Consider the following 20,893-nt stretch of genomic DNA (forward strand, 5'->3'; position numbering starts at 1 on the left):
AGTGTCTCTGATCGCTTCTGACCACTTCCGCATCGTTGTCGGCCTCGGCAAGAGCGGCATGTCCCTGGTTCGCTTCCTGGCGAACCGGGGCACGTCGTTTGCTGTGGCCGATACGCGGGAAAATCCACCGGAACTGGCCGCGCTCAAGCGTGACTATCCGCACGTGGAAGTGCGTTGTGGCGAGCTGGACGTCGAGTTCCTGTGCCGTGCCGACGAACTCTACGTGAGCCCCGGCCTGGCGCTGGCGACTCCGGCCCTGCAGGCTGCCGCCGCCCGTGGCGTGAAATTGTCCGGTGACATCGAGCTGTTCGCGCGTAACGCGAAGGCGCCGATTGTCGCCATCAGCGGTTCCAACGCGAAAAGCACTGTCACCACCCTGGTCGGCGAGATGGCGGTGGCGGCGGGCAAGCGTGTCGCTGTCGGTGGCAACCTCGGTACGCCGGCGCTGGATTTGCTCAGCGACGACGTCGAGTTGTACGTGATGGAGTTGTCGAGCTTCCAGCTCGAAACCACCGATCAACTCAACGCCGAAGTGGCGACCGTGCTCAATGTCAGTGAAGACCACATGGACCGCTACAGCGGTCTGCCGGCCTATCACCTGGCCAAGCACCGGATCTTCCGTGGCGCGAAACAGTTTGTGGTCAACCGTCAGGACGCCCTGAGCCGTCCGCTGATGGGCGAGGGCCAGCCTTGCTGGACCTTCGGTTTGAGCAAGCCCGATTTCAAGGCTTTCGGTATCCGCGAAGAAGACGGCGAGAAGTACCTGGCCTTCGAATTCCAGAACCTGATGCCGGTGCGCGAGTTGAAAATTCGTGGCGCCCACAACCAGTCCAACGCGTTGGCAGCATTGGCCCTGGGCCATGCCGTCGGCCTGCCGTTCGACGCCATGCTCTCGAGCCTGCGCACCTTCGCCGGGTTGGAACATCGTTGCCAGTGGGTTCGTGAGCTGGACGGCGTGAGCTATTACAACGATTCCAAAGCCACCAACGTCGGTGCCGCACTGGCGGCCATCGAAGGCCTGGGTGCGGACATCGACGGCAAACTCGTGCTGATCGCCGGTGGCGATGGCAAGGGTGCCGAGTTCAAGGATTTGCGTGACCCGGTGGCAGCCAATTGCCGCGCCGTGGTGCTGATGGGCCGTGACTCCGACTTGATCGGCCAGGCCATCGGCGATGCCGTGCCGCTGATTCGCGTCAGTTCGCTGGATGAAGCGGTTGCCCAATGCCGCGCCGTCGCCGAACCGGGTGACGCCGTGCTGCTGTCGCCCGCCTGCGCCAGTTTCGACATGTTCAAGAATTACGAAGACCGTGGTCACCAGTTCGTCCGCGCCGTGGAGGATCTGGTATGAGCCTGATGAACATCATCAAGCCTTATCCGTCGCCGATCATCACCGGACGCGGGATCGACCTCGACTTCCCGATGCTCGCCGGTTGCCTGGCCTTGATCGGTCTCGGGCTGGTGATGATTGCCTCGGCGTCGACCGAAGTGGCGGCCGTGCAGTCGGGCAGTGCCCTGTACTACATGATTCGCCACTTGATCTACATCGTGCTGGGCCTGGGTGCCTGCGTCGTCACCATGATGATTCCGATCGCCACCTGGCAGCGCCTGGGCTGGCTGATGCTGCTCGGCGCATTCGGTTTGCTGGTGATGGTGATCATCCCGGGGATCGGCCGTGAAGTGAACGGTTCGATGCGCTGGATCGGTTTCAGTTTCTTCAACGTCCAGCCATCCGAGATCGCCAAGGTATTCGTGGTGATCTACCTCGCCGGTTATCTGGTGCGTCGCCAGAAAGAAGTGCGGGAAAGCTGGATGGGCTTCTTCAAGCCGTTCATCGTGCTGCTGCCCATGGCCGGTCTGTTGCTGATGGAACCGGACTTCGGCGCCACCGTCGTGATGATGGGCGCGGCGGCGGCGATGCTGTTCCTCGGCGGGGTCGGACTGTTCCGTTTCTCCTTGATGGTGGTCCTGGCAGTCGGGGCGGTGGTGCTGTTGATTCAAGTTCAGCCGTATCGAATGGCGCGTCTGACCAACTTTGCCGATCCATGGGCCGACCAGTTCGGTGCCGGCTATCAGTTGTCGCAGGCGTTGATCGCGTTTGGTCGCGGCGAATGGCTGGGCGTTGGCCTGGGCAACAGCGTGCAGAAACAGTTCTACCTGCCGGAAGCCCACACCGACTTCGTGTTCTCAGTCCTTGCCGAAGAGCTGGGTGCCGTGGGTTCCTTGTGCACGGTGGCGTTGTTCGTCTTTGTTTGCGTGCGTGGCATGTACATCGGCTATTGGGCCGAGAAGGCCAAGCAATTCTTCGCCGCCTACATCGCTTATGGCCTGTCGTTCCTGTGGATCGGCCAGTTCCTGATCAACATCGGGGTGAACGTTGGCCTGTTGCCGACCAAAGGCCTGACCCTGCCGTTCCTCAGTTATGGCGGCAGTTCGTTGGTGATTTGCGGTGCCTGTCTCGGCTTGTTGTTGCGCATCGAGTGGGAGAGTCGAACCCACTTGGGCAGCGAAGAGATGGAGTTCCATGAGAGCGACTTCGCCGAGGAGCCGACCCATGGGCGCTAACGTCTTGATCATGGCGGGCGGTACTGGTGGCCACGTGTTCCCGGCGCTGGCGTGCGCCCGCGAATTCCAGGCCCGCGGTTACACCGTGCACTGGCTCGGAACCCCGCGCGGGATTGAGAACGACCTGGTGCCGATGGCCGGTATCGAGCTGCATCGGATCAACGCCACCGGTCTGCGCGGTAAGGGCAAGTTGTCCCTGCTCAAGGCACCGTTCATGGTGCTCAAATCCGTCTGGCAGGCGCGGGCGATCATTCGTCAGCTGCGGCCGGTGTGCGTGGTCGGCTTCGGTGGTTATGTGACCGGCCCCGGTGGCGTTGCAGCCAAACTGGCCGGCGTGCCGGTGATCGTTCATGAACAGAACGCCGTGGCCGGTACCGCCAATCGGTTGCTGGTGCCGTTGGCCGCCCGAGTCTGTGAAGCGTTCCCCGACACCTTTACCCTGTCGGACAGCCGTCGGACCACCGGTAACCCGGTGCGCACCGAGCTGTTCCTCGAAACACAGCGCCCCGCCCTGGCGGGTCGCAAGGCGCGTTTGCTGATTCTGGGCGGAAGCCTGGGCGCAGAGCCGTTGAACAAGTTGCTGCCTGAAGCCCTGTCGCAAGTCGCCCCCGACCTGCGCCCGGAAGTGTTTCATCAGGCCGGCAAAAATCACGATGAAGTGACTGCAGAGCGCTATCGCGCGGCTGGCGTCGAGGCGCAAGTGCAGCCTTTCATCAAAGACATGGCCCAAGCCTATGGCTGGGCCGACCTGGTGGTGTGCCGCGCAGGCGCATTGACCATCAGTGAGCTGGCTGCCGCCGGTCTGCCCTCGATACTGGTGCCATTGCCCCACGCGATCGACGATCACCAGACCCGCAACGCCGATTATTTGGCCCGTGAAGGCGCTGCCTTCCTGATGCCGCAAAGAACGACTGGCGCAGCGGATCTTGCCGCACGCCTGACAGAGGTCCTGATGCAACCACAACGACTCAACGACATGGCCACTGCGGCACGCCGCCTGGCCAAACCCGATGCCACCCGTAACGTGGTCGATACCTGCCTGGAGGTGGCCCATGGTTGAGAAACAGAAAGCCATGCCGCAACCGGAAATGCGCCGCATCCGTCGCATCCACTTCGTCGGCATCGGCGGCGTGGGCATGTGCGGCATCGCCGAAGTGTTGTTGAACCTGGGCTATGAAGTGTCCGGTTCCGACCTGAAAGCTTCGCCTGTGACCGAGCGTCTCGAGTCTTTTGGCGCGCACATCTTTATCGGTCACCGTGCTGAAAACGCCGCTGCCGCTGACGTGCTGGTGGTATCCAGCGCCGTGAACACGTCCAACCCGGAAGTCGCCACCGCGCTGGAACGTCGCATCCCTGTGGTGCCACGCGCAGAAATGCTGGCCGAGCTGATGCGCTATCGCCACGGCATCGCCGTCGCCGGTACGCACGGCAAAACCACCACCACCAGCCTGATCGCTTCGGTGTTCGCGGCCGGTGGCCTGGACCCGACGTTCGTCATCGGTGGCCGCCTGAATGCCGCGGGCACCAATGCCCAGCTTGGCACCAGCCGCTACCTGATCGCCGAAGCCGACGAAAGCGACGCCAGTTTCCTGCACTTGCAGCCGCTGGTGGCCGTGGTCACCAACATCGACGCCGACCACATGGCGACCTATGACGGTGACTTCAACAAACTGAAGAAAACCTTCGTCGAGTTCCTCCACAACCTGCCGTTCTACGGTCTGGCGGTGGTGTGCCTGGACGATCCGGTGGTGCGTGAAATCCTGCCGCTGGTGAAACGCCCGACGGTCACCTATGGCTTCGGCGATGACTGCGACGTGCGCGCCATCAATGTGCGCCAGCAAGGCATGCAGACCTTCTTTACCGTACTGCGCCCTGATCGCGAGCCGCTGGATGTCTCGGTGAACATGCCGGGTAACCATAACGTGCTGAACGCGCTGGCCACCATCTGCATCGCCACCGACGAGGGCGTCAGCGATGAAGCCATCGTCCAGGGCCTGTCCGGCTTCCAGGGTGTCGGTCGACGCTTCCAGGTCTACGGCGAACTGCCGGTCGATGGCGGCAACGTCATGCTGGTCGATGATTACGGTCACCACCCGACCGAAGTCGCGGCCGTGATCCAGGCCGTCCGCGGTGGCTGGCCGGAGCGTCGTCTGGTGATGGTTTACCAGCCGCACCGTTACAGCCGTACCCGCGACCTGTACGACGATTTCGTCAATGTACTGGCCGATGCCAACGTCTTGCTGCTGATGGAAGTCTACCCGGCCGGTGAAGAACCGATTCCGGGCGCCGACAGCCGCAAGCTGTGCAACAGCATTCGTCAGCGCGGTCAGCTCGACCCGATCTACATCGAGCGCGGAGTCGACCTCGCGCCACTGGTCAAGCCGCTGCTGCGTGCCGGCGACATACTGCTGTGCCAGGGCGCCGGTGATATCGGTGGTCTCGCCCCGAAACTGTTGGCCAGTCCGCTATTTGCGGGTGCTGTTGCCGCGCCGACTGTGGGGAAGTTGAAATGACTGCTGCCTACGCCAACCTCGTCTCCACGGTCGCGCCGAAAGACTTCGGCCGCGTCGCCGTGCTGTTCGGCGGCAAGAGTGCCGAGCGTGAGGTGTCCCTGAAGTCGGGCAACGCGGTACTCGACGCGCTGCTGAGCGCCGGTGTGGATGCGTTCGGCCTCGATGTGGGCGATGACCTTCTGCAGCGTTTGCTGAACGAAAAGATCGACCGCGCCTTCGTCATCCTCCACGGTCGTGGTGGTGAAGACGGCAGCATGCAGGGCCTGCTCGAATGCCTGGGTATTCCCTACACCGGCAGCGGCATCCTGGCTTCGGCACTGGCCATGGACAAGCTGCGGACCAAACAGGTCTGGCACAGCCTCGGCATCCCGACGCCACGTCACGCGGTACTGAGCTCTGAGGCCGATTGTATTTCGGCAGCGACGGAACTGGGCTTCCCTTTGATCGTCAAACCGGCCCATGAAGGTTCAAGTATCGGGATGGCCAAAGTGACGTCCGCGTCGGAATTGATCGACGCCTGGAAAGCGGCCAGTACCTACGATTCGCAAGTGTTGGTCGAGCAATGGATTCAAGGTCCGGAGTTCACCATCGCCACCCTGCGTGACCAGGTGTTGCCACCGATTGCCCTGGGCACCACGCACAGCTTCTACGACTACGACGCCAAGTACGTGGCTTCCGATACTCAGTACCGGATCCCGTGTGGCCTGGACAGCACCAAGGAAAAAGAATTGATGGACCTCACGGCGAAAGCCTGTGAGGCGCTGGGTATCGCCGGTTGGGGCAGGGCAGACGTGATGCAGGACGCCGACGGTCAGTTCTGGTTCCTCGAAGTCAACACCGCACCGGGCATGACCGATCACAGCCTGGTGCCGATGGCGGCCCGTGCCGCCGGTCTGGATTTCCAGCAACTGGTTCTGGCGATTCTGGCCGCAAGTATCGAGGCGCGGGGTTAAGACCATGCAAGGCGCACAGCTGAGACATCAGCCCCCTCCAGCACCCGGCCGCAAGCCGGTGCCACGGGGTGCGAGCCGAATGGTGGCCAAAGAGCCGATGTCTGCGCGCCTGCCGAAAGCCAATTTTGGTTTTCTGAAAAGCCTGTTCTGGCCGGTGATGTTGGTTGCGCTGGGGTTCGGCACTTACGAAGGCGCGCAGCGTTTGCTGCCCTACGCCGACCGGCCGATCACCAAAGTCGCTGTGCAGGGTGACTTGAGTTACATCAGCCAGCAGGCGGTGCAGCAGCGAATCGCCCCTTATGTGGCGTCGAGCTTCTTCACCATCGATCTTGCGAGCATGCGCACCGAACTTGAAACGATGCCATGGATTGCCCACGCCGAAGTGCGTCGGGTGTGGCCGGATCAAGTAGTGATCCGCCTGGAAGAACAACTGCCGATAGCCCGTTGGGGCGATGAATCGCTGTTGAACAACCAGGGCCAGGCGTTCACCCCGCGTGAGCTGGCCAATTACGAACATTTGCCACAGCTGTTCGGCCCACAACGGGCGCAACAGCAAGTGATGCAGCAATACCAGGTGCTGAGCCAGATGCTCAGGCCGATGGGCTTCTCGATTGCACGCCTGGAGTTGCGTGAACGAGGCAGCTGGTTCCTGACCACCGGCGCCGGCAGCGCGGGCCCGGGGATCGAACTGCTGCTGGGACGCGGCAAGCTGGTGGAAAAGATGCGCCGCTTCATTGCCATCTACGACAAGACGCTTAAAGAACAGATTACGAACATTGCGCGCATCGATCTGCGCTACGCCAACGGCCTTGCTGTTGGCTGGCGGGAACCTGTAGCGCCCACGACAGCCCAACCCGCTGTCGCGAAGAATTAAGAAGAGGCAGGACCCATGGCAAACGTGCAAAGCGGCAAAATGATCGTCGGTCTCGATATCGGCACCTCCAAGGTGGTGGCGCTGGTCGGCGAGGTCTCGGACGACGGCACGCTCGAAATCGTCGGGATCGGCACTCATCCGTCCCGTGGCCTGAAGAAAGGCGTGGTGGTGAACATCGAGTCCACCGTGCAATCGATCCAGCGCGCGATCGAAGAAGCGCAGCTGATGGCCGGTTGCCGGATTCACTCGGCGTTCGTCGGCGTGGCCGGCAATCACATCCGCAGCCTGAACTCCCACGGCATCGTGGCGATTCGTGATCGCGAAGTCAGCTCCGCCGACCTTGAGCGTGTCCTCGACGCCGCCCAGGCCGTGGCGATCCCGGCTGACCAGCGCGTACTGCACACCTTGCCGCAGGATTACGTGATCGATAACCAGGAAGGCGTTCGTGAGCCGCTGGGCATGTCGGGCGTGCGTCTGGAAGCCAAGGTCCATGTGGTGACCTGCGCCGTCAACGCCGCACAGAACATTGAAAAATGCGTGCGTCGCTGCGGTCTGGAAATCGACGACATCATTCTCGAGCAACTGGCGTCGGCCTATTCGGTCCTGACCGACGACGAGAAAGAGCTGGGCGTGTGCCTGGTGGACATCGGCGGCGGCACCACCGACATCGCGATCTTCACCGAAGGCGCGATCCGTCACACCGCGGTGATCCCGATTGCGGGCGACCAGGTGACCAACGACATCGCCATGGCGTTGCGCACCCCGACCCAGTACGCCGAAGAAATCAAGATTCGCTACGCCTGCGCCCTGGCCAAGCTGGCCGGTGCCGGTGAAACCATCAAGGTGCCAAGTGTTGGCGACCGTCCACCGCGCGAGCTGTCCCGCCAGGCCCTGGCCGAAGTGGTCGAGCCGCGTTACGACGAACTGTTCACGCTGATCCAGGCCGAACTGCGCCGCAGTGGCTACGAAGACCTGATCCCGGCCGGCATCGTGCTGACCGGCGGTACCTCGAAAATGGAAGGCGCGGTCGAACTGGCCGAAGAGATCTTCCACATGCCGGTCCGCCTGGGCGTGCCCCATGGCGTCAAGGGCCTGGACGACGTGGTCCGCAACCCGATTTATTCCACCGGCGTAGGCCTGTTGATGTACGGCCTGCAGAAGCAGTCCGACGGGATTTCGTTCTCGGGCATCAGCAGCCGCGACAGCTACAGCAATGAAGAACCGAAAGCCGCCTTGCTCGATCGCATCAAGAGCTGGGTACAAGGCAACTTCTGACGAAGCAGATTCAAGCGGCAAGCTACAAGCCGCAAGAGCAAGCAGTAAAAGCGACAAGCAGTAAAAGCAGTAGGCGAAAAAACTAGAGAACGTAAAGGAGAGGGAAAATGTTCGAACTCGTAGACAACATCCCCGCAAGCCCGGTTATTAAAGTTATCGGTGTTGGCGGAGGCGGCGGCAACGCCGTCAACCACATGGTCAAGAGCAACATTGAAGGCGTTGAATTCATCTGCGCCAACACTGATGCCCAGGCGCTGAAATCCATCGGTGCGCGGACCATCCTGCAATTGGGTACCGGCGTTACCAAAGGTCTGGGCGCCGGCGCCAACCCTGAAGTAGGTCGTCAGGCCGCTCTCGAAGACCGTGAGCGCATTGCCGAAGTCCTGCAGGGCACCAATATGGTGTTCATCACCACCGGCATGGGCGGTGGTACCGGTACCGGTGCTGCGCCGATCATTGCTGAAGTGGCCAAGGAAATGGGGATTCTCACCGTTGCGGTGGTGACTCGTCCGTTCCCGTTCGAAGGCCGCAAGCGTATGCAGATCGCCGACGAAGGTATCCGTCTGCTGTCTGAAAGCGTCGACTCGTTGATCACCATTCCCAACGAGAAGCTGCTGACCATCCTCGGTAAAGACGCCAGCCTGCTGTCGGCTTTCGCCAAGGCCGACGATGTACTGGCCGGTGCCGTTCGCGGTATCTCCGACATCATCAAGCGTCCGGGCATGATCAACGTCGACTTTGCCGACGTACGGACTGTAATGAGCGAAATGGGCATGGCGATGATGGGCACTGGCTGTGCCAGCGGTCCGAACCGTGCACGTGAGGCCACTGAAGCGGCCATTCGCAACCCGTTGCTCGAAGACGTGAACCTGCAAGGTGCACGCGGCATCCTGGTGAACATCACCGCCGGTCCTGACCTGTCCCTGGGTGAGTACTCCGACGTGGGTAGCATCATCGAAGCCTTCGCTTCCGAGCACGCGATGGTCAAGGTCGGTACCGTTATCGATCCGGACATGCGCGACGAACTGCACGTGACTGTGGTTGCCACCGGTCTGGGCGCGAAAATCGAGAAGCCTGTGAAGGTCATCGACAACACCGTTCACACCTCCATGGCCTCCCAGCCGCAACAATCGGCGCCCGCTCGTCAGGAACAACCGGCGGTAAATTACCGTGACCTGGACCGTCCGACCGTCATGCGCAACCAGGCTCAGGCCGGTGCTGCGACTGCCGCGAAGATGAATCCGCAAGATGATCTGGATTACCTGGACATCCCGGCTTTCCTGCGTCGTCAGGCTGATTGATGGAATGTATCAGGGCTATGAAGGTGATTGGTGTTCAGCAAAGGTCTGGTCTGCTATTATCGCCAGCCTTTGTTGATACCAGTTCGCAATTTGCGCTGAAGCGGCCCAAGCCATGATTAAACAACGCACACTGAAAAATATTATCCGTGCTACAGGTGTAGGCCTGCACTCCGGGGAGAAGGTTTACCTGACCCTCAAGCCTGCACCTATCGACACCGGCATTGTGTTTGTTCGTGCCGACCTCGACCCTGTGGTGCAGATTCCTGCCCGCGCGGAAAACGTTGGTGAAACCACGATGTCGACCACATTGGTCAGTGGCGACACCAAAGTGGATACGGTGGAGCACTTGCTCTCGGCCATGGCTGGCCTGGGCATCGATAACGCCTACGTCGAGCTCTCCGCGTCCGAAGTCCCGATCATGGATGGTAGCGCTGGACCTTTCGTATTCCTGATTCAATCGGCCGGCCTGGAAGAACAGGACGCACCGAAGAAGTTCATCCGGATCCTGCGGGAAGTGACAGTGGAAGACGGCGACAAGCGCGCCACTTTCGTCCCTTTCGAAGGCTTCAAGGTGAGTTTCGAGATCGATTTCGATCACCCGGTTTTCCGTAACCGCACACAAAGTGCAAGCGTGGATTTTTCCAGCACTTCGTTCGTAAAAGAAGTCAGCCGCGCCCGTACCTTTGGTTTCATGAGTGACATCGAGTACTTGCGCAAGCACAACCTCGCACTCGGCGGCAGCGTTGAAAACGCTATTGTGGTCGACGCGGATGGTGTACTGAACGAAGACGGCCTTCGCTATGAAGACGAATTCGTGAAGCACAAGATCCTCGATGCAATTGGTGACCTCTACCTGCTGGGCAATAGCCTGATTGGTGAGTTCAAGGGCTTCAAGTCCGGACATGCATTGAACAACCAGCTGCTGCGCAAGTTGATTGAGCAGACAGATGCTTGGGAAGTCGTGACTTTCGAAGACGCCAGCACTGCACCGATCTCTTACATGCGTCCCGTAGCGGCCGTGTAAGTCAAAAACCTCTCTAGTTTTTAAAGGCTGCCTTCGGGTGGCCTTTTTTTATGCCCGCGGGAAAGAGGTAGACCGAGCGCCATTGTAGGCGCGGGCGGTGCGGCGATCCGACGTGCCCGCAAAGAGGCCAGTAGCGACACCGCAGATTTCAAGCCGTGTCGACCACCCGATTCCGTCCGTTTTCCTTGGCCTGATACAACGCCTTGTCCGCCGCAAACAGCAAACTCTCCAGGCTGATATCCGTCGCTGTCGTCCAGGTGCTGATCCCGATACTGACAGTCATCGGCCCATCAGCTCCCTCAACCAGCGGCAACTGCTCAACGGCCTTGCGGATATTTTCGGCAATCTGCCGCGCACCGGCGCTATCGGTTTCCGCCAGGATCACCGAAAACTCCTCGCCGCCATAACGGGCAGCCAGGTCCGCCGGTCGTCGCACGTGGGCGCTGATAACGTTGGCCAGCGAGCGCAGCGCTTCGTCGCCGGCCTGATGGCCATGGCGGTCGTTGAACGCTTTGAAATGGTCGGCATCAATCATCATCAGTGACAAAGGCATGCCGGAACGTTGAGCGCGAAACCATTCATGGCGCAGGGCCTGATCCAGCGTCCGGCGGTTGGCCAGCCCCGTCAACGCATCGGTGGCGGCCAGTTGCGCCAGTTCGTGTTCGGCATTGTGACGCCGGCGCAATTCCCGGCGCAGCACCCACGTCAGCCACAGCAGGCTCACGCACAAGGCAGCGGTTGCAGAGCTGACCACCACCGCAGTGCGTTTCCAGGCCGAAAAGACTTCATCGCTGGACAGTGCAACGATGACGATCAACGGCAAATTTCCGACCTTGGAAAAGGTGTACAGGCGTTTGTCACGGTATAGATCGGACATGCTGGTGAAGCTGCCGTTGCCTTCTTTGACGATGCGCTGGAAATTGGGGCGGTTACTGAAATCCTTGCCGATCAGCTCTTCGGCCAGGCGTGGTTGCTGGGCCAGGAGAATCCCGTTCTTGCTGATCAGATTGACTGTGCTGTCGCGGCCGATGCTCAAACTGTTGAACAACTGATCGAAGTAACTCAAGCGCATGGCGGCTTCGGCGACCCCCAGAAACTCACCCTGGGGGCCGCTCACCCGTCGACTGAAACTGATACGCCAGTTGTGTTCGGGTGACCTGGCCCGGAAGGGCGGGCTGATGAACATGCCCGGGGCCGGGTTGTTCACGTGCGACTGGAAGTATTCGCGATCAGCGTAGTTGCCTTGCCTGGGTTCCACCGACGCCGAGTCGGCGATCACGTCGCCCTTGTTGTCGAGCAACAAAATGTCGCCCTTGTACGGCGCGGCGGTGGCGCGGTCGAAATAGGCCAGATGGCGAATGGTGGGAGAAACGCTCTTGAGATCTTCTCGCCGGGAGGCGGCGATCAAACCCAGCAGGGAAATATCATAGAGTTCGACATTTCGCAGCACATCGGCGTCGATCAATTGCACGATGTTGTTGGCGGCGCGAGCGGCGGACAACTCGGCGTTGGCGCGTTCACGGATCAGCAGGAAGGTCACAATGCTGAATATCGCAATCACCAACAGCACACTGCCGAGAGTCAGAAGTTGCTCCGATCGTGTCGAGCTGATCGGATGTTGAGATTTCTCATTGCTCACACTCATGGTTCTGACTTCTGCAAATAAGGCGTTATAAAAGTTTTTTACAAGAATCGGGCAGAGTTCCAGAAACCGGTCGCGTCCAGAGCGCTTGTATAAATGCCGGATAAAAAAAAGGCCAGCAAAAAAATGCTGGCCTTTTGCTTAGTGAAGCTTAGAAGACATTGAGCGGGTAGTCGACGATCACCCGGTATTCATCGGTGTCCTGATCCAGCGCGCCATAGCCATTGCCACCGCGGTTGGTGGCCCATTGCATGCGCACCGCCAGATCCTTGGCCTTGCCGCCCTGGATCACGTACTTGAGATCGATGTCGCGCTCCCAGTGCCTGGCGTTTTTGCCGTCGGCGCTGTACCACGAGGCGTAGCCGCGGCTGTCCGGATCGACTTTGGTCAGGTCCAGCTCGCCTCGGGAGTAGGACAGCGCCGAGGTCAGGCCGGGCAGGCCGAGACCGGCAAAGTCGTAGGCGTACTTGAGTTTCCACGAGCGCTCGTTCGGGCCGTTGAAGTCAGAATACTGCTGGGAGTTGTCGAGGAAGACGCTGTCGCCCTGGCTGATGTAGTCGAACGGCGTGTTGCCGTTGACTCGCTGATACGCCGCCGTAACGCTGTGAAAGCCCACGCCGACGGTGAAATGCAGGCTGTAGGCGTTGTTGTCGATGTTACCCAGCAGCGCATCGCCGGTGTCTTGCGTGTGATAGAAATGCAGGCCCGGGTTGAGGCTGACCAGGTCGTTCAGCGCGTAGGTGTAATCCAGGTCGTAGTAGTACTGGTTCCAGATGTCCTTGAGTTCGGAGGCGTACAGGCTGCTGGTCAACCCCGGCAGACCGCTCCACGCCACACCGGCCCAGTTCAGGTGCTGACTGTCGTCACCGTCTGCCAGGCTGCCGTAGGAGGTGCCGATGCGGGTGTGACCGCTCTGGTTGTACGGCTTGGTGAAGCTCGCCTGGCCACCTTCGATCAGGAAGCCGTCGAAGCTGTGGTTGGTCAGGCTGACCCCACGAAAGGTCTGCGGCAACATGCGGGTTTCGCCGCCGGCAATTACCGGGTTGGTGAGGAATAGGTCGCCGGCCTTCAACTCGGTATCAAAAGCACGCATTTTCAGCGTGCCACCCGCCGTTGAGAACGACCCAGGCGCTTTGCCGTTGCCATCGCTGATCGGCAGGATGCTCGAACCATCCGTGCCGCCACCGCCGTCGAGCTTGAGCCCCAGCATGGCGTGGGCGTCAACGCCGAACCCGACGGTGCCCTGGGTGAAACCCGATTCAAAGAGACCGAGGAAACCCTGACCCCACTCGATGTTGTCGTCCGTCTGCTGCAGGCGGTTGCGGTTCATGTAGTAGTTACGGACATTAAGGTTGAGGCTCGAACCTTCGACAAAACCTTCCTGACTGGATTCGTCGGCGGCGTAGGCGGCGGGGGTCATCGTTGCAGCGATTGCAATGAACAGCGGGTTGAAACGGAGAGGGAAACGCACTTGCGGTAAAGCTCCTTGGTCAACTAAACACTTCATACTCTTGAAGTGAAAAATATTTCTTGTCAGTGAAGACGAACTGGACGGCGTTTAAACCACAACGAAAAAAAGCCGCTGATAGCAGCGGCTTTGAAGACAACTTTTCAAAGGGAAGAGCCGATGAAAAGTGTCGAGGGAAAAGGAGCAAACGGGTCGGATCAGCTGTCTTTCTCAACCCGTGGTTGGCTTGAAGACATAGATGCTTGAGGGGTTTGCGCAGCCTCTTTAGCCTTGGCTGTCATTTCGCCCTGATGCTCTTCATACGAAGCGGCGCGTGCGGCATTGTGCGCGACGAAGGCCGGCGATTCTTCAGCCACGGCGAACGGAGACAGGAACAAAGAGGACAAAACGAAAGCGCTGGCAATACCCATAGTGTTGGACATCTTTAAAACCTTCTTGCTTGGCAAGTGCTGTTTGGTGCGGCAAAGATAAGGGGGATTGGACAGGGGAAAAAGAGCGGATTCATGAAAGGACTGTTGCGCTAAAAGCAACAGTAGCCGGCAGCGGGAAATGGCTTTTGTGGTGAGGGAGCTTGCTCGCGCTCGACTGCGCAGCAGTCGCAAACAACCCCCCGATTTTCCTGAGGAACCTGAGTGGCTGATTGGGGGGCTGCTACGCAGCCCAGCGCGAGCAAGCTCGCTCGCCACAGGGAAGGGTCTAGACCGGGAGGTGGATGCCGAAGGTGTTCATGCCGTGATCACTGCGCACAAACACATCCCCGCCATGCATCAGCGCAATCGCCTTGACGATCGCCAACCCCAGCCCATGGTTATTCCCGCTGTTGCTGCGCGATGCGTCGACGCGATAAAAACGCTCGAACAATCGAGGCAAATGCTCGTTGGCAATCGGCGACCCGGGGTTGGCCACGCCGATGCTCACCTGGTGCTCCTCGACCTCGATCCGCACCTCAATCACCTGCCCGGGCCCGGTGTGTTGCACCGCGTTACTCAGCAAATTGATCAACGCCCGGCGCAGATGCGCAATCTCGATCCGCACCTGCGCATCTCCACTGACTTGCACCTGAACCTGCGCATCCTCAAGAATGAAATCCAGGTATTCAAGAGTCGTGGCCACTTCGTCGGCCAGCGAGGTGGAAGTCAGTTTGGTCGCCTTGCTGCCCTGATCCGCGCTGGCAAGAAATAGCATGTCATTGATGATCGAACGCAGCCGTTCCAGCTCTTCGAGGTTCGATTGCAGCACTTCGAAGTAGTGTTCCGCCGAGCGTCCACGGGTCAGCGCGACCTGGGTCTGGCCGATCAGGTTGGTCAGCGGCGAGCGCAGTTCGTGGGCGACGTCGGCGTTGAACGACTCAAGCCGCGAATAGGCCTGCTCGACTCGCTCCAGTGTGGAGTTGAACGAATTGACGAACTGATTGAGCTCCGGCGGCAGCGGCGATAAGCGCAAACGCCCGGAACGCAACGGCGGTGCCAGGCGTTGGGCTTCCTGCGACAACTTGATCAAGGGTTTGAGGCCAATTCGCGCCACCCAATAACCCAGCGCCGAGGCCAGCAACACGCCAATAATTGCCAGGCTGATCAGCGCGATCAGCAGATGATGCTGGGTCTGGAAAAACGTCTCGGTGTCGATACCGATCATGAAACGCAGCGGCGGCCGTTGATCCTTGGCCGGGAACTGGCTGACCAGCACTTTCAGCGGATAAGGCTGGTCCGGCAACGTCATGTCGCGCATCCCCAGCGGCCCTTCGGCAAAGGCGCGGATCTGCGGTGTCAGGTTGCCGTACTCGTAGTGAGGGTCGCCGCTGATGATCCAGAAACTGATGCGCTTGTCTTCTTCGCCGAGCAACTTGAGCTTGTTGTTGATCTTCACCCAATGCTCCGGCGTGCCATATCGTCCGACGGTGGATTCGAGCACGCTGTAACGCGCGTCCAGCTCCGCCTCGGGCAGCAAACCCAGGCCTTTGTCGACCTGCTGGTACAAGGCCCAGCCGATCAACAGGAACACCAGCAGCGCCACCAGCGTGAACATCCCGCTCAGGCGCAGGGCAATCGAATTACTGGACACCGCGGCTCTCCAGCACATAACCCATGCCCCGGATCGTGTGCAGCAGTTTTTCGTCGAACGGCCCGTCGAGCTTGGCCCGCAGGCGTTTGATCGCGACTTCTACGACGTTGGCGTCGCTGTCGAAATTGATGTCCCAGACCATCTCGGCAATCGCCGTTTTCGAGAGGATTTCACCTTGCCGGCGGGCCAAAACGCTGAGCAGCGAGAACTCCTTGGCGGTCAGGTCCAGGCGGGTGCCGGCGCGGGTGGCCTTGCGGCTGATCAAATCGATCCACAGGTCGGCGATGCTCACTTGCACGGGTTCGTGGCCGCCGCTGCGCCGGGTCAGCGCTTGCAGGCGCGCCACCAGTTCGAGGAAGGAAAACGGCTTGCCGAGGTAATCGTCGGCCCCGTCGCGCAAGCCTTTGATGCGGTCTTCGACCCGCTCGCGGGCGGTGAGCATGATCACCGGGGTTTGCTTGCGCGCACGCAGCGCGCGCAATACACCGAAGCCGTCGAGGCCCGGCAGCATGACGTCGAGGACGATCACCGCGTAGTCGCTTTCCAGCGCCAGGTGCAGGCCTTCGACGCCGTCGCGCGCCAGGTCCACGGTGTAACCCTGTTCCGTCAGGCCGCGGTGCAGATAGTCCGCGGTTTTTTCTTCGTCTTCGATAATCAGAACGCGCATGACCCCGCCTCAGTCTGTGGTTGCCAGCGCCGGCATCGGTGCGGGTTTGGGCTTATGGAAAAGCCGCTCAAGCCACAAGTATATGACCGGAGTGGTAAACAGCGTCAGCGCCTGGCTCACCAGCAAGCCGCCGACCACCGCGATGCCCAATGGCTGGCGCAGTTCGGCGCCGGTGCCGTAGCCGAGCATCAACGGCAGGGCGCCGAGCAGGGCGGCGAGGGTGGTCATGATGATCGGCCGGAACCGCGTGATACAGGCCTGGTAAATCGCCTCTTCCGGCGGCAAGCCACGATTGCGCTGGGCATCGAGAGCGAAGTCGATCATCAGGATGCCGTTTTTCTTGACGATGCCGATCAGCAACACCAGCCCGATCAGCGCCATGATCGAAAAGTCCTGGCCGCAGATCCACAGCATGATCACCGCGCCAAGCCCCGCCGATGGCAGCGTTGAAATAATGGTCAACGGATGGACGAAGCTCTCGTAGAGCACGCCGAGAATGATATACACCGCCACCAGCGCCGCCAGGATCAACCACGGCTGGCTGGCCAGCGAACTCTGGAACGCTTGCGCCGCGCCCTGGAAGTTGCCGCTCATGGCGGCCGGCATGCCGATGTCGGCCTTGGCCTGGTTGAGCATGATCACTGCATCGCCCAACGCCACGCCAGGCGCCAGGTTGAACGACAAGTTGGCGGCCGGGAACATGCCGTCGTGGGCAATAGACAACGGGCCAACCGTTGGCGCATCGAATGTCGCCAGGGCCGACAGCGGCACCATTTCCCCGCTCAGCGGCGAGCGCAGGTAGAAATAATTGAGGCTTGCGGCCTTGCCGCGTTGCTGGGTGTCCAGTTCCAGGATCACGTTGTATTGGTTGATCTGGGTCTGGAATTCATTGATCTGCCGTTGGCCGAACGCATCGTACAGCGCTTCATCGACATCACTGGCGGTCAGGCCGAAACGCGCGGCGGCGCTGCGGTCAATACTGATGTGGGTGATGCTGCCTCCCAGTTGCAGGTCGTTGGAAATATCGCGGAACGCCGGGTTGGCGCGCAGTTTTTCGGTCAGGCGTTGGGTCCAGGTGCTGAGCGTTGCGCCGTCGTTGCTCTTGAGCACGTATTGATACTGGGCGCGACTCGGGCCGGAGCTGAGGTTGATGTCCTGGCCGGCGCGCAGATAGAGCACGATGCCCGGGACTTTCATCAGTTTCGGACGGATCCGGTCGATGAACTGGCTGGCCGAGACGTCGCGGTCGCCGCGTTTTTTCAGGGAAATCCAGAAGCGGCCATTGGCGATGGTCTGGTTACTGCCCGAGACCCCGACCGAGTGGGAAAACGCCGCAACCGCTGGGTCTGCGGCGACGATTTCGGCCATCGCCAGGTGTTTTTTCACCATGTCGCCGTAGGAAATATCGGCGGCGGCTTCGGTGGTGCCGAGGACAAAACCGGTGTCCTGCACCGGGAAGAACCCTTTGGGAATAAAGATGTAACCGGCCACCGCCAGGCCCAGTGACAGAAAGAAAACCCCGATCATCAGTTTCTGGTGGGCGAGGGCGCGGCGCAGCAGTTTTTCATAACCTGTCAGCAAGCGTTCGCCAAACGTGGGTTTGCTGTGGGCGTGATGCACCGGGGCGCGCATGAACAGCGCGGCCAGGGTCGGCGCCAGCGTCAGCGACACCACCACCGAAATCATGATGGTCGAAGTGGCGGTCAGGGCGAATTCCTTGAACAGCCGCCCGACCACGCCACCCATGAACAGCAACGGAATGAACGCCGCCACCAGCGAGAAGCTGATCGAAACCACGGTAAAACCGATCTCGCCGGCACCCTTGATCGCCGCCTCGCGCATGCCGTCGCCGGCCTCCAGGTGGCGGTGAATGTTCTCCACCACCACAATCGCATCGTCGACCACAAACCCCACGGCCACCACGATTGCCACCAGCGTCAGGTTGTTCAGGCTGAAACCCATGATGTACATCAGGGCGAAACTGGCGACCAGCGACACGCCCAGTACGGCGGACACAATCAGGGTCGCCGACCATTGGCGCAGGAACAGCGCCATCACCGCCACCACCAGCATGATCGCGATCAGCAGGGTAATTTCCACTTCATGCAGGGAGGCGCGGATGGTCTGGGTGCGGTCGACCAGCACCTTGACCTGCACCGAGGCCGGCAGCATGGCTTCGAGGCCGGGCAGGGCGGCCTGGATGCGATCAACGGTTTCGACGATGTTGGCGCCCGGCTGCCGGGAAATCACCAGGTTCACCCCGGGTTGATCACCGGCCCACGCCTGAACGTAGGCATTTTCTGAACCGTTGACGACTTTAGCGACATCCTTGAGGTGAACCGGGGCACCGTCCTTGTAGGAAACGATGAGCTGGTTGTATTCCTCGGGGTGGAACAATTGGTCGTTGGTCGACAGTGTCGAGATACTCGACTCACCGTACAACGCACCTTTGGCCAGGTTGAGGCTGGTTTGCTGGATCGCCAGCCGAATGTCCGCCAGGGTCAGGCCGATGGCCGCGAGTTTGTCGGCCGAGACTTGAACACGGATTGCCGGACGTTGCTGGCCGGTGATGTTGATTTGGCCTACGCCGTCGATCTGACTGATCTGACGCGAGAGCAGGGTTTCCACCAAGTCACTGAGTTCGGTGCCGGGCATCAAGGTTGAGTTGATGCTGAGAATCAGCACCGGGCTATCGGCCGGGTTGACCTTGCGCCACGTCGGCAGGTTCGGCATGTCCTTGGGCAGCTTGCCGGCGGCGGTGTTGATTGCGGCCTGCACTTCCTGGGCGGCGGTGTCGATGCTTTTGTCGAGGGTGAATTGCAGGGTCAGGTTGGTCGAGCCCAAGGCGCTGCTCGAGGTCATCTGGGTCACGCCGGGGATGGCGCTGAATTGCACTTCAAGCGGCGTGGCCACCGACGACGCCATGGTTTCGGGGCTGGCGCCGGGCAATTGTGCGGCGACTTGAATGGTCGGGAATTCGGCTTCCGGCAGCGGCGCAATCGGCAGGCGCGGGAAGGCGATGACGCCGAGCAACACCAGGGCAAAGGTCAGCAGGATCGTCGCCACCGGATGATCGATGCACCAGGCTGAGACAGAACCGTGGCCCTTCATGGCTTCGACTCCGATTGCACCACTTGCGGCGGCTCGGTCATTACCTGCACGGTCGAGCCGGGTTTGAGCCGCGACTGGCCGTCGCTGACCAGCACGTCACCCGGTTTTACGCCTTTGATGATGTCCTGGCCGCTGCCTTGGTAGACCATTTGTACGGTGACGGTTTCGACCTTGTCGCCGTTGACGCGGTACACGAAATGTTGATCGAGGCCACGCTGTACGACAGTGGGCGGGACCACCAGCGCATCTTTATCCAGGGCGGTCTGAATTTTTACCGTCACCAGCAGGCCCGGCCAGAGCTTCTGCCCGGGATTGTTGAATTCCGCCTTGGCGCGGATGGTCCCGGTGTTGGCGTTGATCTGGTTGTCGATCAGGGTCAGGTGCCCTTCGCCCAGCAGGTTGCCGGTTTCGCCGTCGGTGTCGGCGCCGATATAGGCCTTCACTTGTGCGCGCTCGGGGTCGCCGATCAGGCCTTGCAGGGTAGGCAGCATTTGTTGCGGCAGGGAAAACTCGACGGCGATCGGGTCAATCTGGGTCACGGTGAACAGGCCCAGGGTGTCGGTCATGCGCAGGAAGTTGCCTTCGTCCACCGTGCGAATACCGACGCGGCCGGTGACCGGGGAGCGAATCTGTGTGTAGGAAAGCTGCACCTGAGCGGCGTCGATTGACGCCTGATTGCCTTGGGCGGTGGCTTTGAGCTGGTTGACCAGGGCTTGTTGCTGGTCGTAGGTCTGCTTGGATACGCCGTCATCGACGCTGAGCAGTTTGTAGCGCTTGAGGTTGATCAGCGCGACTTGCAGTTGCGCCTGGCTTTCGCCGAGTTGTGCCCGAGCCTGGTCGAGGCTGGCGCGGATCGAGCGGTCGTCGATGGTGGCGAGCAGGTCGCCTTGTTTCACCAATTGGCCTTCTTTGACCAGGATTTTGGTGAGGATGCCGTCGATTTGCGGGCGGACTACGACGCTGTGCAGGGACAGGACCGAGCCGATGCCGGTGACGTAGCGGGGGACGTCTTTTTCGGTGACGCTGACGACTCGAACCGGGATCGCTGTGGGCGCGGCGAGTTTGGCGGTGGCGGGTTTGGTGGCGTACCACGCGCCACTCGCTGCCAGGGCGATCAGCAGGCCTGCGATCAAGGCGGTTTTTTTCTGGGTTCGCATGCGAGTGGGGGCGCCGGGCTAGGTGGTCGGGAGTCGGGTCGGGTTTATACCTTCCTTTATAAACCTGTTCGGCGGTCAGGAAGGTGACTGCTAACTGACGGCGCTGTCAGTTTGGGCTTGGCGGCCTGGTAGCCGACCATGCTGCTGTTGATGGCGTACATATCCATTCCTGCGGTAACGGTTGCTGGCGGTTTCGCTCTTACAGCGACTCACTTTTCCAAACGCCGAAAAGTAAGCAAAAGGCTTCGCCCCAGCGTCCGGCCCCTCGCCTGGGCTCGGCGTACC

Annotated in this window: 16 protein-coding genes; 9 read left to right on the forward strand and 7 right to left on the reverse strand. The window is 60.6% G+C overall.

The window, feature by feature from the left end:
- Position 1: 1 nt before the first annotated feature.
- The 9 genes from murD (at position 2) to lpxC (ending at position 10,502) form a co-directional block, all read left to right on the forward strand.
- Positions 2 to 1,348 carry a UDP-N-acetylmuramoyl-L-alanine--D-glutamate ligase gene (gene murD / locus AC1ROI_RS19070; RefSeq protein WP_102593543.1) on the forward strand — a complete coding sequence of 449 codons (1,347 nt, stop codon included), beginning with the start codon at positions 2 to 4 and terminating at the stop codon, positions 1,346 to 1,348.
- Positions 1,345 to 2,562, forward strand: a complete 1,218-nt coding sequence (gene ftsW, locus AC1ROI_RS19075; protein WP_010458121.1) for a putative lipid II flippase FtsW — start codon at positions 1,345 to 1,347, stop codon at positions 2,560 to 2,562. Before murD ends, ftsW begins: the two co-directional genes overlap by 4 nt.
- Positions 2,552 to 3,622 (forward strand): undecaprenyldiphospho-muramoylpentapeptide beta-N-acetylglucosaminyltransferase, encoded by a 1,071-nt coding sequence (murG, locus tag AC1ROI_RS19080; RefSeq protein WP_102593544.1) that lies wholly within the window; start codon positions 2,552 to 2,554, stop codon positions 3,620 to 3,622. The genes ftsW and murG overlap by 11 nt, the downstream gene beginning before the upstream one ends.
- Entirely contained in the window at positions 3,615 to 5,075 is a 1,461-nt protein-coding gene (gene murC / locus AC1ROI_RS19085) for a UDP-N-acetylmuramate--L-alanine ligase (RefSeq protein WP_077748991.1), read from the forward strand. The genes murG and murC overlap by 8 nt, the downstream gene beginning before the upstream one ends.
- Entirely contained in the window at positions 5,072 to 6,028 is a 957-nt protein-coding gene (locus AC1ROI_RS19090) for a D-alanine--D-alanine ligase (protein WP_010458115.1), read from the forward strand. Before murC ends, AC1ROI_RS19090 begins: the two co-directional genes overlap by 4 nt.
- Positions 6,029 to 6,032: 4 nt before the next feature.
- Positions 6,033 to 6,902: a cell division protein FtsQ/DivIB gene (locus tag AC1ROI_RS19095; RefSeq protein WP_010458113.1), complete on the forward strand. Its 870-nt coding sequence runs from the start codon at positions 6,033 to 6,035 to the stop codon at positions 6,900 to 6,902.
- Positions 6,903 to 6,917: 15 nt separating this feature from the next.
- Positions 6,918 to 8,177: a cell division protein FtsA gene (gene ftsA, locus AC1ROI_RS19100; RefSeq protein WP_008147519.1), complete on the forward strand. Its 1,260-nt coding sequence runs from the start codon at positions 6,918 to 6,920 to the stop codon at positions 8,175 to 8,177.
- A 107-nt stretch (positions 8,178 to 8,284) separates the two neighbouring features.
- On the forward strand, positions 8,285 to 9,478 hold the full coding sequence (ftsZ, locus tag AC1ROI_RS19105) for a cell division protein FtsZ (RefSeq protein ID WP_007943486.1): 1,194 nt from the start codon (positions 8,285 to 8,287) through the stop codon (positions 9,476 to 9,478).
- A gap of 112 nt (positions 9,479 to 9,590) precedes the next feature.
- The gene (lpxC, locus tag AC1ROI_RS19110) at positions 9,591 to 10,502 is read left to right on the forward strand and encodes a UDP-3-O-acyl-N-acetylglucosamine deacetylase (protein WP_008147525.1); all 912 of its coding nucleotides are present in this window, start codon (positions 9,591 to 9,593) and stop codon (positions 10,500 to 10,502) included.
- Between the two features lie 148 nt (positions 10,503 to 10,650).
- On the opposite strand, the gene AC1ROI_RS19115 is transcribed toward lpxC, so the two are convergent.
- The 7 genes from AC1ROI_RS19115 to AC1ROI_RS19145 all read right to left on the reverse strand — a co-directional run bounded on the left by AC1ROI_RS19115 (position 10,651) and on the right by AC1ROI_RS19145 (position 20,608).
- A complete protein-coding gene (locus AC1ROI_RS19115) occupies positions 10,651 to 12,147 on the reverse strand; it encodes a sensor domain-containing diguanylate cyclase (protein ID WP_102593545.1) in 1,497 nt (498 codons plus the stop codon).
- Positions 12,148 to 12,295: 148 nt separating this feature from the next.
- The gene (locus tag AC1ROI_RS19120; RefSeq protein WP_077748988.1) at positions 12,296 to 13,615 is read right to left on the reverse strand and encodes an OprD family porin; all 1,320 of its coding nucleotides are present in this window, start codon (positions 13,613 to 13,615) and stop codon (positions 12,296 to 12,298) included.
- A 194-nt stretch (positions 13,616 to 13,809) separates the two neighbouring features.
- Entirely contained in the window at positions 13,810 to 14,034 is a 225-nt protein-coding gene (locus tag AC1ROI_RS19125; RefSeq protein ID WP_010458093.1) for a hypothetical protein, read from the reverse strand.
- Between the two features lie 274 nt (positions 14,035 to 14,308).
- Positions 14,309 to 15,673 carry a heavy metal sensor histidine kinase gene (locus AC1ROI_RS19130; protein WP_102593546.1) on the reverse strand — a complete coding sequence of 455 codons (1,365 nt, stop codon included), beginning with the start codon at positions 15,671 to 15,673 and terminating at the stop codon, positions 14,309 to 14,311.
- The gene (locus AC1ROI_RS19135) at positions 15,663 to 16,340 is read right to left on the reverse strand and encodes a heavy metal response regulator transcription factor (protein ID WP_007916978.1); all 678 of its coding nucleotides are present in this window, start codon (positions 16,338 to 16,340) and stop codon (positions 15,663 to 15,665) included. The genes AC1ROI_RS19130 and AC1ROI_RS19135 overlap by 11 nt, the downstream gene beginning before the upstream one ends.
- A 9-nt stretch (positions 16,341 to 16,349) precedes the next feature.
- Complete coding sequence (locus AC1ROI_RS19140) at positions 16,350 to 19,451, reverse strand: multidrug efflux RND transporter permease subunit (RefSeq protein WP_102593547.1); 3,102 nt, start codon at positions 19,449 to 19,451, stop codon at positions 16,350 to 16,352.
- The gene (locus AC1ROI_RS19145; protein WP_102593548.1) at positions 19,448 to 20,608 is read right to left on the reverse strand and encodes an efflux RND transporter periplasmic adaptor subunit; all 1,161 of its coding nucleotides are present in this window, start codon (positions 20,606 to 20,608) and stop codon (positions 19,448 to 19,450) included. The genes AC1ROI_RS19140 and AC1ROI_RS19145 overlap by 4 nt, the downstream gene beginning before the upstream one ends.
- Positions 20,609 to 20,893: the final 285 nt, after the last annotated feature.

This window comes from Pseudomonas sp. GW823-FHT02C02, from assembly GCF_058797635.1.

Bases quoted from the DNA above. Each gene is read 5' to 3' on its own strand.
- AC1ROI_RS19135 (WP_007916978.1), bottom strand. From the start codon at position 16,340: ATGCGCGTTCTGATTATCGAAGACGAAGAAAAAACCGCGGACTATCTG.
- AC1ROI_RS19115 (WP_102593545.1), bottom strand. From the start codon at position 12,147: ATGAGTGTGAGCAATGAGAAATCTCAACATCCGATCAGCTCGACACGA.
- AC1ROI_RS19140 (WP_102593547.1), bottom strand. From the start codon at position 19,451: ATGAAGGGCCACGGTTCTGTCTCAGCCTGGTGCATCGATCATCCGGTG.
- AC1ROI_RS19095 (WP_010458113.1), top strand. From the start codon at position 6,033: ATGCAAGGCGCACAGCTGAGACATCAGCCCCCTCCAGCACCCGGCCGC.
- murG (WP_102593544.1), top strand. From the start codon at position 2,552: ATGGGCGCTAACGTCTTGATCATGGCGGGCGGTACTGGTGGCCACGTG.
- ftsA (WP_008147519.1), top strand. From the start codon at position 6,918: ATGGCAAACGTGCAAAGCGGCAAAATGATCGTCGGTCTCGATATCGGC.
- AC1ROI_RS19125 (WP_010458093.1), bottom strand. From the start codon at position 14,034: ATGTCCAACACTATGGGTATTGCCAGCGCTTTCGTTTTGTCCTCTTTG.
- lpxC (WP_008147525.1), top strand. From the start codon at position 9,591: ATGATTAAACAACGCACACTGAAAAATATTATCCGTGCTACAGGTGTA.
- AC1ROI_RS19145 (WP_102593548.1), bottom strand. From the start codon at position 20,608: ATGCGAACCCAGAAAAAAACCGCCTTGATCGCAGGCCTGCTGATCGCC.
- ftsW (WP_010458121.1), top strand. From the start codon at position 1,345: ATGAGCCTGATGAACATCATCAAGCCTTATCCGTCGCCGATCATCACC.
- AC1ROI_RS19090 (WP_010458115.1), top strand. From the start codon at position 5,072: ATGACTGCTGCCTACGCCAACCTCGTCTCCACGGTCGCGCCGAAAGAC.
- murC (WP_077748991.1), top strand. From the start codon at position 3,615: ATGGTTGAGAAACAGAAAGCCATGCCGCAACCGGAAATGCGCCGCATC.
- ftsZ (WP_007943486.1), top strand. From the start codon at position 8,285: ATGTTCGAACTCGTAGACAACATCCCCGCAAGCCCGGTTATTAAAGTT.